We start from the raw sequence: 13,979 nt of genomic DNA on the forward strand, positions 1-13,979 counted from the left end.
GGCGAAAGGAGAATCCTTTGAAACAGAATTATGCGTTGGTCGTTGATGACCATCCATTGGTAGCAAGCGGAATCGCTAATTTTCTCAACACGCATTGCCGGTTCAAACAGGCGAATGTGGTGGATAATGAAGAAAATTGCTACCGTCATATAAGGGAAAATGGCCCACCGCGTTTATTGGTGATCGATTTTTGGCTTTCTTCTGGTACAGCGTTGAAATTACTAAAAGAAGTTAAGCAACGTTATCCCCAGGTGCGGATTTTGGTTGTTAGCGGAGATGAGAATAACGATATCTGGCAGAAAGTGTACAATGCCGGTGGGCATGGGTTCATATTAAAAAACGAACCTCCAGAGTTATTCGCCAAGGCGGTTTTTGCGCTGAAGGATAATCAGCAGTGGTTTCCTGATGGAAATGAGTTGGCCGCTAAAAGCAACCACGAACACTTAAAGAAATTTAATTTAACGCCGCGACAAATTGATGTATTAAATATGATGATGCGCGGCCTGCCAAATAAAAGGATCGCCGCACAACTTTCTATTTCAGAACCCACTGTCAAAGAACACATCAGTAATATCTTAAAAAAAATCGGCGTCAACAGCCGGGTGGAAGCCATTACGTTGCTGCACGGCAAACGGGAGCCGTCGTCATGAGGTTTTTCCAGAACTTACAAAATGATGGCATCTCACCACGCGCACAGATCTGCCTGCTGGACAACACCTTCATGCGGTTGGTGTTCAGCTTTACTGCCGTGCCTTTCGTCGGCATTCCTTTCGCCATCTGGATTTATTTGCTGGGTGATGAACTCGGCCCAACCATTGCCTGGATCATCGTTTACCTGTTATGTGCCATAGCGATCCGAATAGGGTATCGGCGCTATCTGCGCGAGGCCAAAGAAAATGATGAAGACGCCGTGCTGCGCCGCTGGCTGCCGCGTATTAATAAGGTGGCCTTTATTCACGGGCTGGGGATCTCCTCACTCTATTTAATTACCCCGCAGACCCATAACTTTGACTTTTTCCTGCTGCTCAATATCAGCATCGCCGCGATCGTCGCCGCCAACGCAACGCACCTGACGCCCGTCATCAGCACCTTTACGCGTTTTTTCTTCGCGTCCTGGGGGCTGCTGAACCTCGGGATCATCTGCCGGCTGGAAGACGTGATGTTCATCGTGTTGATGCTGAACTTGCTGTACGGTTTCGCCATTTACCGCCACGCGTTAACCTCGCATGAGTTCTTTATTCAGCAAGCGCTGCTTGAAGAACAAAGCTCGCGCCTGGCGGAGCAGTTCCGCCAGGCCAAAGAAGAGGCGGAGCAGGCGCTACTGGACAAGAACCAGTTCCTGACCACCGCCAGCCACGATCTGCGCCAGCCGGTGCACGCCATGGGCTTTCTGATCGAAGCCATCATCCACAAGAATCGGGACGGCAGCCTGACGCCGCAGTTGCTGGATCTGCAGCAGAGCGTGCGTTCAGTGCATCTGATGTTTAATTCGCTGCTCGATCTCAGCAAGATAGAATCCGGCAACGTGCGCACCGCAGCCACCCATGTGGACATCGGCGGCCTGCTAGACTCGGTGATCACTCTGTTCCGCGAAGAGGCCAACAGCCGCTCGCTGGCGCTGCGCACCTGGCGACCCAAACGGCGCATCAGCGTGATGGGTGACCCGCTGCTGGTGCGGCAATCGCTGATCAACCTGATCCAAAACGCTCTGCGCTACACGCCACAGGGCGGTGTCCTGATAGCCATCCGCCCGCGCGGCACCGAGTGCCTGGTGGAAGTATGGGACACCGGCGTGGGCATCGCCGACGAAGAGAAAAGCAAAATCTTCTCCCCTTACTACCGCCCCGAACTGGCGTGGAAGATAGACAGCGCCGGGCACGGGCTGGGGCTGGCAGTGGTGGCGCGCTGCGCCAAGCTGATGAAGGTGAAGTACGGCATGCACTCCGTCGAAGGCAAAGGCTCACGCTTCTGGATGCGCTTTGCGCAATACCGTGGCGAAGACAAAGCGACGGAGATCGCGGCGAGGTACGACAACACCGCCCCCCCCATCCGCTACGCATCTCTGCGGGGTTCCTGCCTGGTGGTGGACGACGATCCTTTGGTGACCTCCGCCTGGGAGAGCCTGATGAGCACCTGGGGCATCACCGTGCGCTGCGCGGCCTCCGCCGAGGAAGCCTTCGCCATCATCGACGACGGCTTTACGCCGTTCGCCGTGCTGTGCGACCAGCGCCTGCGCTCCGGTGAGAGCGGTTTCGACATCCTCAAAGCGCTGTTCGAACGCCTGCCGGACGTGAGCGGTGCCATGGTCAGCGGCGAGTTCAACTCGCAAATCCTGCTAGAGGCTGCGCAGGAAGGCTATCTGGTGTTGCACAAGCCGCTGGAGCCGGCCAGGCTGCATGCGCTGCTGACGCAGTGGGGGGCAAGTTAAATACGTCGATGTCGCTCGTTACCCGAAGCAATAAAGGCAGACTTAATGAATAAAGTATTAAGCCTGCCGGGTCGTGAAGCAGATTCAGTGATAATGGTTGATTGTCAGGGTCAGAGCCAGGAGAGAGATTTATTGTTACCTCCGGCAATATAAACCATGCTCCCCCGCATCGATCGCCAGGCTCCACATCGGGATGTAAAAGAACCCGCCTTGGCGGGTTTTTTACGTCTATCAGGGCGGTGGCGTTAAATATCTATCGCCATTTCATCGCCACTGAATGTCAGAAACAAAAAAGCCACTTCGTTAAAAGTGGCTTAATAATATGATTTTAAAGCTAAAATTTGGTGGCCCCTGCTGGACTTGAACCAGCGACCAAGCGATTATGAGTCGCCTGCTCTAACCACTGAGCTAAGGGGCCGTGGCGCTGAATTATAATGTAACTGTCGATGGCAATCCAGCGCTTAAATGACGTGTGCTTATTTTATAAACAATGGCTAATCAATCCCTTATACTTCCCATTCGATTCATTCAGCTGAGAAATACAATGGTTAGCGATATCCTTCAGCCTGACCTTCGGGTCGTGTTCTGCGGCATTAACCCGGGAAAATCATCCGCCCATCTGGGCTTGCCTTTTGCTCATCCAGCCAATCGCTTCTGGAAGGTGCTCCACCTGGCGGGCTTTACCGACCGGCAGCTTAAGCCTGAGGAGGCCCAGCTGCTGCTTTCCTATGGCTGTGGCGTGACGAAACTGGTGGAGCGGCCTACGGTTCAGGCAAACGAAGTGGCACTGCAGGAGCTGCGCGCCGGTGGGCGAGAGCTGATTACAAAGATGCAGGAGTACCAGCCGAGAGCGCTGGCGATTCTGGGCAAGCAGGCGTTTGAGCAGGCTTTCAGGCAGCGTGGTGCGAAATGGGGCCGGCAGGAGGTTACCCTCGGTGATACCGAAGTGTGGATTTTACCCAATCCGAGTGGCTTAAGCCGCATTACGCTGGATAATCTAGCGGCGGCCTATAAAGAGTTGAATGTGTCGCTGGCGGCGCGTGGGCGGTAACAAGGTGGGGCCCTCACCCCGGCCCTCTCCCGGAGGGAGAGGGGGAATGAAAAGAGGTGCCGGGAGGGAGAGGGAGAATGAAAAGAAGTGCAGGGAGGGAGAGGGGGAATGAAAAGAGCTGCCCGGAGGGAGAGGGGGGAATGAAAAGAGATGCCCGGGGGGAGAGGGAGAATGAAAAGAAGTGCAGGGAGGGCGAAGGGATAAACCACAAATTCAAGGCAAAAAAAAGCTCCCAGGCGGGAGCTTTTCAATTTTTGAAACCGATTAATCGTCCAGGAAGCTACGCAGGACTTCAGAGCGGCTTGGGTGGCGCAGTTTGCGCAGCGCCTTCGCTTCGATCTGACGGATACGTTCGCGGGTAACGTCGAACTGTTTGCCCACTTCTTCCAGCGTGTGGTCGGTATTCATGTCGATACCGAAGCGCATACGCAGAACTTTCGCTTCACGCGCGGTCAGGCCAGCCAGAACGTCGTGCGTTGCGGAACGCAGGCTTTCGGAGGTGGCAGAATCCAGCGGCAGCTCGAGGGTGGTATCCTCGATGAAATCACCCAGATGCGAATCTTCATCGTCGCCGATTGGCGTCTCCATGGAGATAGGCTCTTTGGCAATTTTCAGCACTTTACGGATTTTGTCTTCCGGCATCAGCATGCGCTCGGCTAACTCTTCCGGCGTCGGCTCACGGCCCATCTCCTGCAGCATCTGGCGCGAAATACGGTTGAGCTTGTTGATGGTCTCAATCATGTGCACCGGAATACGGATGGTACGCGCCTGGTCGGCGATGGAGCGGGTGATAGCCTGACGGATCCACCAGGTTGCATAAGTCGAGAACTTATAGCCACGGCGGTATTCAAACTTATCAACGGCTTTCATCAGGCCGATGTTGCCTTCCTGAATCAGGTCGAGGAACTGCAGACCACGGTTGGTGTATTTCTTGGCGATAGAAATAACCAGACGCAAGTTAGCTTCAACCATCTCTTTCTTCGCACGGCGCGCTTTCGCTTCGCCGATAGACATGCGGCGGTTGATGTCTTTGACTTGTTCGATGGTCAGGCCGGTTTCTTCTTCAATCTGCTGCAGTTTCTGCAGGCTGCGGTGAACGTCTTCGGAGACTTCGTGCAGTTTCTCAGACCACGGCTTGTTCATCGCAATGGCCGCGTTGAACCAGGTTTCGCTGGTTTCGTTGCCGGTAAACAGCGTGATGAAGTTTTTCTTCGGCATTTTGCACTGCTCAACGCACAGCTTCATGATGATACGTTCTTGGGTACGAACGCGGTCCATCATGACGCGCATACTGTTGACCAGGTAGTCGAACTGCTTCGGCACCAGGCGGAACTGTTTGAACACCTCAGACAGCTGCAGGATCTCCGCGGCGGCGTCAGCGTGGCTACGGCCCTTCGCTTTGATGGTGTCGCGAGCCAGTTCATACTGCTTACGCAGTTCGCCAAATTTTTCGCGCGCCAGTTCCGGGTCGATGCTGTTGTCATCGTCGGAGCTGTCGTCGTCAGACTCTTCGTCTTCGTCCTCATCGTCGTCCATCTCTTCCTGAGAGAGTTCGGAGCCGACGTGGGTGGCCGTTGGCGCGAGATCTTCTTCCGCGTTCGGGTCAACAAAGCCGGTGATAAGGTCGGACAGGCGTGCTTCTTCAGCTTCGACGCGATCGTACTGCTCCAGCAGATAGGTGATCGCTTCCGGGTACTCGGCAACCGAGCACTGCACCTGGTTGATGCCGTCTTCGATACGCTTCGCGATATCGATCTCACCCTCGCGGGTTAACAGCTCAACGGTCCCCATTTCGCGCATGTACATACGCACGGGATCGGTGGTACGTCCAATCTCGGACTCCACGCTGGACAGTACCTGAGCAGCGGCTTCTTCCGCGTCTTCATCGGTGCTGTTAGAGTTTTCAGCAAGCAAAAGATCATCGGCATCAGGGGCTTCTTCCATCACCTGAATGCCCATGTCGTTGATCATTTGGATGATGTCTTCGATCTGATCGGAGTCGACGATATCTTCCGGCAGATGGTCATTGACCTCGGCATAGGTCAGATAGCCTTGCTCCTTACCACGTTGGACAAGAAGCTTGAGCTGTGACTGCGGGTTTTGCTCCATAAGACGGTATCCACACTTCAGTATTAGGGTTGTGTCGGTAGGCGTTGCCGCCAACAATAACGTACGAGGGCTGATTTATTTGTATGCCGCAGCCCGTCCGTGCGGCGTTCGGGGGTGACCCGATCAATGTTCGGCAGCTAAGCCGCGAATCTATTTTTTGGCGCGCGACTGCGTGATCACGCGAACTTCTTCACGCTCCGCCGGGGTGAGCCCGGTCGTTCTGGAACGTGCCATTAATTCTTCAAACCTTAGCTCCAGCGCCGACTCAAAAAGATGGTCCAGTGAGTCGGTGAACGTTTTTTCAGCAATGTCCTTATCTGCTATATCGTCCCACGCCGAGAGTTTTTCAAGGGTAGTGGCCTCATTTGTGCCACGATATTGTTCCAGTAGCTGCCCGGTAGTCAGGCCAGGATGCGCCAGACAGGCGTCAACCAGGCTGCTAAACAGCGTTAAACCCGGCAGCTTTGTGGCATCCAGCCCGCTTAGTGGCGGGACCAGCGGAGCCAGTTCCGGATTCTGTACCAATAACCCTATCAGTATACGCATGGTTGTGCGTTTTAGCTGAGGTGCCGGACGAGGTGTCGCACCTTCGGCCTGTTTAGGCATCAGCTTTTCAAGCTGGCTGTCGTCCAGAATGCCGAGCTTATTGCCCAGCTCCTGGCGCAGATAGATACGCAGCGTTTCGCCGGGTACCTGGCTAATCAGCGGCAGAGCCAGCGTACTTAGCCGCGCTCTTCCGTCTGGCGTACTCAAATCAACCTGCGGTAGCAGGCTGTTAAAAAGGAACGTGGAGAGCGGCTGAGCCTGCTCCATCCGCGCTTCAAACGCGTCCTTTCCTTCTTTGCGCACCAGCGTATCCGGGTCTTCGCCGTCGGGCAGGAACATAAACCGCAGCTGACGACCGTCCGTCATATAAGGTAGCGCAGTTTCCAGCGCTCGCCATGCGGCGTCTCGTCCAGCGCGATCGCCGTCATAACAGCAGACGACGTTATCTGTAACCCGGAACAGCAACTGAATATGATCGGCGGTTGTGGAGGTGCCCAGAGAAGCGACGGCGTAAGAAATGCCGTACTGCGCCAGCGCCACCACATCCATATATCCTTCGACTACCAGAAGGCGTGCCGGTTCCGGCTGGCTCTGCTGGGCTTCATACAGGCCATACAGCTGGCGGCCCTTGTGAAAAATGTCGGTTTCCGGGGAGTTCAGGTACTTCGGCAGGGCATCGCCCAGCACGCGTCCACCAAACCCGATGACCCGGCCGCGTTTATCGCGAATCGGGAACATGACTCGCTCGCGGAAGCGGTCATAACTGCGGCCCTGGTCGTTGGTGACCAGCATTCCCGCATCCGTCAGCGCCTGGCGGTTTTCGCTGTTGCCGCCAAAGCGTTTAAGCGCATTATCCCAGCCGGGTGGCGCGTAGCCGATGGCGAAATGGCTAATGACCTCATCGCTCAGGCCGCGCTTGCCCAGATACTGGCGCGCCGGTTCTGCGGCGGGCTGCTTCAGGGACTGCTGATAAAAGGCGTTCAGGCCGTCCATCAGTTGATACAGGCTTTGGCGCTGATGTCGTTCGATCTGGCTTGGGCCGTTGCCAGCTTCGTACGGCACTTCAAGGTTGTGCATGGTCGCCAGTTCTTCAACGCTTTCGACAAACTCAAGCTTGTCGTAGTTCATCAGAAAGTCGAGGGCGTTACCGTGTGCGCCACAGCCAAAGCAGTGGTAAAACTGTTTATCACCGTTCACGGTGAAAGAGGGGGTTTTCTCGTTATGGAATGGACAGCATGCGTGGTAGTTCTTGCCCTGCTTTTTCAGCTTCACGCGAGCATCGATCAGGTCGACGATGTCGGTGCGAGCGATCAGGTCATTGATAAAAACACGCGGGATTCGTCCAGCCATAGGCCCCATGCTATATCCGTCATCTCTCAGGCGGTGGCCTAAAAGCTCAGGGATATGTCAGTTTATAAACGAGAATAAGCCGCGCATTCCTTTCGGAAGCACGGCCTTATAACTACTACTCAGTCTGAAGTTGAGGAGTGAATCCTCAGAAGATTAGTACAGACGAGTGCGGCGTGCGTTTTCGCGAGCCAGTTTCTTCGCGTGGCGTTTCACAGCAGAAGCTTTAGCGCGCTTACGTTCGGTCGTTGGTTTCTCATAGAACTCACGACGACGGACTTCCGCCAGAACGCCTGCTTTCTCGCAGGAACGCTTGAAGCGACGCAGTGCTACGTCGAACGGCTCGTTTTCACGTACTTTAATTACCGGCATGTAACTCTCACCTTTAATAATTCGGTTTGCCGCTGGCATACAGGCCAGCTTAATTCAAAATGGTGCGGAATTTTACTGCAACTCTTGCTGCTTTGTAAAGCACCGAACGACCAGAAACCTGGCTTTTAGGGCCGGTATCTTCCAGGGCCGCAGATTATACACCATCAGGCGGGGTATAGGGCAGCAAAGTTTTACTCCTCGTCATCCTTTGAGCCGCAGCGGCCCCGCCTGCACTCCCTCACCCCAGTCACTTACTCCAGTAAGCTCCAGGGGATTCACTCCCTTGCCGTCTTGCTGCAACTCAAATGCTATAGGGTATACAAAGGAAGCCACCGGGATTAAACTTCGCGCCGGGCCAAAGAGGTAAAACAAGCCATGCGTGTACTGGGAATCGAAACATCCTGTGATGAAACCGGCATCGCCATTTATGACGATGAGAAAGGGTTATTAGCCAACCAATTGTATAGTCAGGTGAAACTTCACGCTGACTACGGCGGCGTGGTGCCGGAGCTGGCCTCCCGCGATCACGTTCGCAAGACCGTGCCGCTTATCCAGGCTGCGCTGAAAGAAGCCGGATTAACCGCCAAAGATATCGACGGCGTGGCGTACACCGCCGGTCCTGGTCTGGTTGGCGCGCTGCTGGTTGGCGCCACCATTGGCCGCTCGCTGGCGTTTGCCTGGGATGTGCCTGCCGTGCCGGTACACCATATGGAAGGCCACCTGCTGGCGCCAATGCTGGAAGATAATCCGCCGGCGTTTCCGTTCGTCGCGCTGCTGGTTTCCGGCGGTCATACCCAGTTAATCAGCGTCACCGGCATTGGCCAGTATGAGCTGCTGGGCGAATCTATCGACGATGCGGCAGGCGAAGCCTTCGATAAAACCGCTAAGCTGCTGGGGCTTGACTACCCAGGCGGGCCGCTGCTTTCCAAAATGGCGGCTCAGGGTACGCCGGGGCGCTTTACCTTCCCACGTCCAATGACCGATCGCCCCGGCATGGATTTCAGCTTCTCTGGCCTGAAAACCTTCGCCGCAAACACCATTCGCGATAACGACGCTGACGATCTGACCCGCGCGGACATTGCCCGCGCCTTTGAAGACGCGGTGGTGGATACGCTGGCCATTAAATGTAAACGTGCGCTCGAACATACCGGCTTTAAACGTCTGGTCATGGCGGGCGGCGTGAGCGCCAACCGCACCCTGCGCGCTAAGCTGGCCGAGATGATGACCAAACGCCGCGGCGAAGTGTTTTATGCCCGGCCGGAGTTTTGCACCGATAATGGCGCAATGATCGCCTATGCCGGGATGATTCGCCTGAAAGCCGGCACCTCCGGCGAGCTGAGCGTTAGCGTGCGTCCGCGCTGGCCGCTGGCAGAATTACCCGCCGCCTGATAAGCAAACTAAAAAGGAGCGTTTCACCGCTCCTTTTTTGTCTCTGAAGCCCATCCCGCCTGGTAATACTCTGCAACAAACGAAAGCGGAATTTGCCCGGTACTTTCGACGCACAATCCGGCACTCTATCGCGATACCCGACTGAACCTGGAGAAGATTGTGTCCGATATCCTCAGCAAAATTATCGCCGTTAAGCATGAAGAAATTGCCGCCGCCAAAAAAGCGATTTCCCTGAGCCAGCTTGCCGAGCAGGCCGCAGCACAGAACCACCGTGATTTTGTGGCAGCACTTCGCCACAAGCGTGACGCTGGCCTGGCGGGGGTAATTGCCGAAGTTAAAAAGGCGAGCCCATCGAAAGGGCTGATCCGTGAGAATTTCAATCCTGCGGAGATTGCTATTTCTTACCAGCAGGGCGGCGCAGCCTGCCTGTCGGTGCTGACTGACGTACAGTTTTTCCAGGGGAGCGCCGCTTACCTGCAGCAGGCGCGGGCTGCCTGCCAGCTGCCGGTTTTACGCAAAGATTTTATGATCGATCCGTGGCAGGTTCTGGAAGCCAGAGCGATGGGCGCGGATTGCATTTTGCTCATTGTCTCCGCCCTTGAAGACAGCCAAATGCAGGAGCTTGAGGCGCAGGCGCACGAGCTGGGCATGGCGGTGCTGGTAGAGGTGCACGACGCCGAGGAGCTGGCTCGTTCGCTTCGGCTGACTACACCGCTTATCGGGGTGAATAATCGTAACCTGCGCACCTTCGAAACCACGATCGAAACTACCATCAGCCTGTTGGCTCAGCTGCCGGCGGATCGCATGGTTGTTACCGAGTCTGGTATCGCTACGCGCGAGCATGTGGTTCGTCTGCGCGAAGCCAATGTGAATAATTTCCTTGTGGGGGAAGCTTTCATGCGGGCGGATGAGCCGGGCAGAGAATTAGCCGCGATGTTTTTCCCGGAGCGTTAAACGGCCTGGCGTTTGTTAAACCCTGCCTAATGCCCGCTGAGATAGCGGGCTTTTTTATTGATTTTTGCCAGGATTATGTTGATAAATGTCGAGCACTTAAAGTGCATAATAAATGCAATTTATACAATAACGATAATGAGTGGGACAATATGAGCGATAAATGGTTAACAACGCTGGTAACGAACGATCCGCAGGCAGGGTATGAACTGGCGGTAACGCTGAGCCGTTGGGGAGTGAAAACCGTACAGCCAGACCCGGAAGTGCTGAAAAAGCTGCGTCCGGTTTACGCGAATGATGCTGACGCGCTGATTGCGTCATCCCAGGTCATCGCGATCCATTTCCAGACCATTGCGGCGGCGAATAATTACTGGAAGGTGTAGTTTTAATCGACCAGCCTAAGAAAAAGGAGTGATTTATCACTCCTTTGTTGTAACTGTGGGGCGCATATCAGACGGGATTATTCAGGCTCGTCTTTTTTCTTTTTCTTCTTAAACCGCGCCCAGATTTTCGTTTCCTGGCCACGCCACAGGCGCTGAATATTGTCGTGATGGCGCATCAGGATCAGGCAGGAGAGCATCGCCACCGGGAAGGTAAACTGCGGTTTGAACCACCAGACATAAAACGGGGCGATCAGCGCGCTGATAATGGCGCCGAGGGAAGAATAGCCGCTTAACAATACGCTCAGCAGCCAGGTACCCGCCATCACGCCGGTTAAATCCCAGCCGATAGGCGCAATAGCGCCAAAAGCCGTGGCGACACCTTTACCACCGCGGAATTTAAAGAACACAGGCCAGATATGACCCATGCAGGCGGCAATAGCAATCAGGCCAAGCCAGAAGGGGGTAACACCCAGAGCCCAGGCCGCCCAGACCGGCAGCATGCCTTTCAGTACATCAAAAATTAGTACCGCTACGGCTGCACCTTTACCGCCAATGCGTAACACATTGGTTGCTCCTGGGTTACCGGAGCCGCTCTCGCGTGGATCGGGGAGACCGGCAATGCGGCACACCAGAATGGCGCTAGAAATCGAGCCGCAAAGATACGCGAGGAGAATCATACCAGGCGCGATTGCACTCATAACGCTGTTCCATGTTGAAAGTGTCGAAGTCTTCTTTGCATCTGTGGATAATACGCATATTTCGCCGGAAGTGGTATCCGGCATGACTAAAAACCGGGCAGGGCGTGATGGACATTGTATTTATAGAGCAACTTTCGGTAATCACCACTATCGGTGTTTATGACTGGGAGCAAACCATTGAACAGAAGCTGGTGTTCGATATCGAAATGGCCTGGGATAATCGCAAAGCCGCGGGCAGCGATGATGTTAAGGATTGTCTCAGCTATGCGGATGTCAGTGAAGCCGTTTTGCAGCACGTTGGCGGCGGGCGTTTTGCGCTGGTCGAGCGAGTGGCCGAAGAGGTTGCGGAACTGCTGCTGACCCGCTTTAATTCTCCGTGGATTCGGCTGAAGGTCAGTAAGCCTGGCGCCGTCGCACAGGCCGCCAACGTCGGCGTCATTATCGAGCGTGGCAGTAATCTGAAACACAGTAAATAATAGCCCGAGCGTTAAACCAAACGGCGACGGGCTGGTCTTATCAACGTATCTTTTGCGGCAGACGTAATTCGTGTGCCGTTTTTTGTGTTCGTTTTTCGGGATGAGGGATAAGTGATGAGCGATTTACCAACGTTGGCGATTGCCGCCATTCTTGGCGTTGTTGAAGGGTTAACGGAGTTTTTACCGGTTTCGTCTACCGGGCACATGATCATCGTCGGGCATCTTTTAGGCTTCGAGGGGCAGACGGCAGAAACCTTTGAAGTGGTTATTCAGCTTGGTTCTATTCTCGCCGTGGTCGTGATGTTCTGGCGTCGTCTGTTTGGTCTGATTGGCATCCACTTTGGTCGTCCTCCCGAGCATGAAGGGGTAGGCACTGGCCGTCTTTCTTTGATCCATATTTTGCTTGGCATGATACCGGCGGTAGTGCTCGGCCTTGTTCTTCACGATGCGATTAAATCGCTGTTTAACCCGATTAATGTGATGTATGCCCTGGTGGTTGGCGGCGTGCTGCTGATTGCCGCCGAGTGCCTGAAACCAAAGGTACCGCGTGCCGTGGGCGTGGACGACATCACTTATCGCCAGGCGTTTATGATTGGCTGCTTCCAGTGTCTGGCGCTGTGGCCGGGATTCTCTCGTTCTGGGGCAACGATTTCCGGTGGGATGCTGATGGGCGTTAGCCGCTATGCGGCCTCTGAGTTCTCATTCCTGCTGGCGGTGCCGATGATGATGGGGGCGACGGCGCTTGATCTCTATAAGAGCATCGGCTTCCTGACCATGGGCGATCTGCCGATGTTTGCCGTGGGCTTTGTCACGGCGTTCATCGTGGCGCTGATCGCCATCAAAACCTTCCTGCAGCTCATCAAACGTATTTCGTTTATTCCGTTTGCTATCTACCGCTTTGTGGTTGCTGCCGTGGTGTTCTTTATCTTCACCTAGCCCTACTTGCCCTCAGCCTTGCGGCTGGGGGCAATGCGCTTCCTTCCAGGCCGCAACGGCCTTAATTCTCCGCTTCGTTAGCTCTTCACGAATCGCCGGGCCGCTGAAGCCAGCTTCAATCACTTCTTTATTCGTTACGCTTTGCGCCGCAATCCAGGCCGCGCGTAGCATTCTACCCTGAGGGTAATCACTGGCCTCAAAACCGGTGCGTCCGCGAGCATCCGCCTCGCTGGTTAAGGCAATTTGCTCCACGCGCTGCGGCTTGCGCCAGGCATCAATAGCGTCGAACAGTTTGATCACCGTCTTTGGCTGCAAAATCGGGAAGGTGTGAATCAGGTCGTGGAACTCGGCGACCAGTTTGGCCAGGTCACGAATCTCGTTTGGCACCCGTAGACGGGCGCAAAGTTGCTCCACAAGCTTAACGCCCGCCGGGCCGTGGCCGTGGTGGCTTGGCCATTTTTCTTTTGGCGTCAGCCCTTTCCCCAGATCGTGACACAGCGTGGCGAAACGAACGTCCACCGCCGGGCTAAGCTGCGCGGCAATAGACAGAGTCATCAGGGTATGAATACCGGTGTCGATCTCCGGGTGCCATTTTGCCGGCGCCGGAACGCCGTAGAGTGCGTCGATTTCCGGGAACAGGACTTTCAGGGCTCCGCATTCGCGCAGCACGGCAAAAAAGACCTGTGGATTGCGGCTGGTTAGCGCATTCTCCGTCTCTTTCCACACGCGCTCGGCGGTGAGATGCGCAATTTCGCCGTTGTCCGTCATTGCCCGCATCAGGGCGAGAGTTTCTGGTGCTATCTGGAAACTCAGGTGGGCATAGCGGGCAGCAAAACGCGCCACGCGCAGCACGCGCAGCGGATCTTCATTGAAAGCCGGTGAAACATGGCGAAGCTGGCGACGCTCAATATCGGCAAGGCCGTTATACGGGTCGATAAGTTCGCCATTTTCGTCCTGGGCAATAGCGTTGATCGTCAGGTCGCGGCGCAGGAGATCCTGCTCGAGCGTGACGTCCGGTGCGGAATAGCAGGTAAAGCCGGTATAACCCTGGCCCGATTTTCTTTCGGTGCGGGCCAGCGCATACTCTTCGTGGGATTGCGGGTGCAAAAACACCGGGAAGTCTTTCCCGACCTGTTCGTAGCCTTCGTCCAGCATTTGCTGAGGCGTTGCCCCAACCACAACCCAGTCTTTATCCTTAACCGGCAGTTTTAATAACCCGTCACGAACCGCCCCACCGACCAGATAAATCTTCACGCTTAACACCCCAGGCACCATGATTGAACCACGAATGGT

13 protein-coding genes and 1 tRNA gene are annotated in these 13,979 nt (G+C 55.1%); 8 read left to right on the forward strand and 6 right to left on the reverse strand.

The window, feature by feature from the left end:
* The first annotated feature begins 17 nt into the window (after positions 1–17).
* Together VW41_02740 and VW41_02745 are read left to right on the forward strand one after the other, a co-directional pair.
* A complete protein-coding gene (locus VW41_02740) occupies positions 18–650 on the forward strand; it encodes a LuxR family transcriptional regulator (protein AJZ88041.1) in 633 nt (210 codons plus the stop codon).
* Positions 647–2,428, forward strand: coding sequence for a histidine kinase (locus VW41_02745; GenBank protein AJZ88042.1), 1,782 nt, complete (start codon positions 647–649; stop codon positions 2,426–2,428). The genes VW41_02740 and VW41_02745 overlap by 4 nt, the downstream gene beginning before the upstream one ends.
* 342 nt (positions 2,429–2,770) lie before the next feature.
* On the opposite strand, the gene VW41_02750 is transcribed toward VW41_02745, so the two are convergent.
* Positions 2,771–2,846 (reverse strand) — tRNA-Met (locus tag VW41_02750).
* Between the two features lie 126 nt (positions 2,847–2,972).
* Between VW41_02750 and VW41_02755 the strand changes: the two genes are divergently transcribed.
* Positions 2,973–3,479, forward strand: coding sequence for a formamidopyrimidine-DNA glycosylase (locus VW41_02755; protein AJZ88043.1), 507 nt, complete (start codon positions 2,973–2,975; stop codon positions 3,477–3,479).
* A gap of 264 nt (positions 3,480–3,743) precedes the next feature.
* Here VW41_02755 and VW41_02760 read toward each other — a convergent pair whose 3' ends face one another.
* The 3 genes from VW41_02760 to rpsU all read right to left on the reverse strand — a co-directional run bounded on the left by VW41_02760 (position 3,744) and on the right by rpsU (position 7,853).
* A complete protein-coding gene (locus VW41_02760; protein ID AJZ88044.1) occupies positions 3,744–5,588 on the reverse strand; it encodes an RNA polymerase sigma factor RpoD in 1,845 nt (614 codons plus the stop codon).
* Positions 5,589–5,738: 150 nt separating this feature from the next.
* A complete protein-coding gene (gene dnaG / locus VW41_02765; protein AJZ91830.1) occupies positions 5,739–7,484 on the reverse strand; it encodes a DNA primase in 1,746 nt (581 codons plus the stop codon).
* Positions 7,485–7,637: 153 nt separating this feature from the next.
* On the reverse strand, positions 7,638–7,853 hold the full coding sequence (gene rpsU, locus VW41_02770; protein AJZ88045.1) for a 30S ribosomal protein S21: 216 nt from the start codon (positions 7,851–7,853) through the stop codon (positions 7,638–7,640).
* Positions 7,854–8,228: 375 nt separating this feature from the next.
* On the opposite strand from rpsU, the gene VW41_02775 reads away from it, so the two are divergent.
* The 3 genes from VW41_02775 to VW41_02785 all read left to right on the forward strand — a co-directional run bounded on the left by VW41_02775 (position 8,229) and on the right by VW41_02785 (position 10,576).
* Positions 8,229–9,242: a UGMP family protein gene (locus VW41_02775; protein ID AJZ88046.1), complete on the forward strand. Its 1,014-nt coding sequence runs from the start codon at positions 8,229–8,231 to the stop codon at positions 9,240–9,242.
* 159 nt (positions 9,243–9,401) lie between these two features.
* Entirely contained in the window at positions 9,402–10,196 is a 795-nt protein-coding gene (gene trpC / locus VW41_02780) for an indole-3-glycerol-phosphate synthase (GenBank protein ID AJZ88047.1), read from the forward strand.
* Positions 10,197–10,345: 149 nt separating this feature from the next.
* Positions 10,346–10,576: a peroxidase gene (locus tag VW41_02785; GenBank protein AJZ91831.1), complete on the forward strand. Its 231-nt coding sequence runs from the start codon at positions 10,346–10,348 to the stop codon at positions 10,574–10,576.
* A 77-nt stretch (positions 10,577–10,653) separates the two neighbouring features.
* On the opposite strand, the gene VW41_02790 is transcribed toward VW41_02785, so the two are convergent.
* Positions 10,654–11,274: a glycerol-3-phosphate acyltransferase gene (locus tag VW41_02790; GenBank protein AJZ88048.1), complete on the reverse strand. Its 621-nt coding sequence runs from the start codon at positions 11,272–11,274 to the stop codon at positions 10,654–10,656.
* Between the two features lie 107 nt (positions 11,275–11,381).
* Between VW41_02790 and folB the strand changes: the two genes are divergently transcribed.
* Complete coding sequence (folB, locus tag VW41_02795; protein AJZ88049.1) at positions 11,382–11,750, forward strand: dihydroneopterin aldolase; 369 nt, start codon at positions 11,382–11,384, stop codon at positions 11,748–11,750.
* A gap of 114 nt (positions 11,751–11,864) precedes the next feature.
* Entirely contained in the window at positions 11,865–12,686 is an 822-nt protein-coding gene (locus VW41_02800) for a UDP pyrophosphate phosphatase (GenBank protein ID AJZ88050.1), read from the forward strand.
* A gap of 12 nt (positions 12,687–12,698) precedes the next feature.
* On the opposite strand, the gene VW41_02805 is transcribed toward VW41_02800, so the two are convergent.
* A complete protein-coding gene (locus tag VW41_02805) occupies positions 12,699–13,940 on the reverse strand; it encodes a tRNA nucleotidyl transferase (GenBank protein AJZ91832.1) in 1,242 nt (413 codons plus the stop codon).
* Positions 13,941–13,979 lie beyond the last annotated feature (39 nt).

This window comes from Klebsiella michiganensis, from assembly GCA_000963575.1.
In the GTDB taxonomy this organism is placed as follows: Bacteria; Pseudomonadota; Gammaproteobacteria; order Enterobacterales; family Enterobacteriaceae; genus Cedecea; species Cedecea michiganensis_A.

Coding starts and splice junctions, on each gene's coding strand:
- dnaG (AJZ91830.1), bottom strand. CDS start 7,484: ATGGCTGGACGAATCCCGCGTGTTTTTATCAATGACCTGATCGCTCGC.
- VW41_02755 (AJZ88043.1), top strand. CDS start 2,973: ATGGTTAGCGATATCCTTCAGCCTGACCTTCGGGTCGTGTTCTGCGGC.
- rpsU (AJZ88045.1), bottom strand. CDS start 7,853: ATGCCGGTAATTAAAGTACGTGAAAACGAGCCGTTCGACGTAGCACTG.
- VW41_02790 (AJZ88048.1), bottom strand. CDS start 11,274: ATGAGTGCAATCGCGCCTGGTATGATTCTCCTCGCGTATCTTTGCGGC.
- folB (AJZ88049.1), top strand. CDS start 11,382: ATGGACATTGTATTTATAGAGCAACTTTCGGTAATCACCACTATCGGT.
- VW41_02800 (AJZ88050.1), top strand. CDS start 11,865: ATGAGCGATTTACCAACGTTGGCGATTGCCGCCATTCTTGGCGTTGTT.
- VW41_02775 (AJZ88046.1), top strand. CDS start 8,229: ATGCGTGTACTGGGAATCGAAACATCCTGTGATGAAACCGGCATCGCC.
- VW41_02785 (AJZ91831.1), top strand. CDS start 10,346: ATGAGCGATAAATGGTTAACAACGCTGGTAACGAACGATCCGCAGGCA.
- VW41_02745 (AJZ88042.1), top strand. CDS start 647: ATGAGGTTTTTCCAGAACTTACAAAATGATGGCATCTCACCACGCGCA.
- VW41_02760 (AJZ88044.1), bottom strand. CDS start 5,588: ATGGAGCAAAACCCGCAGTCACAGCTCAAGCTTCTTGTCCAACGTGGT.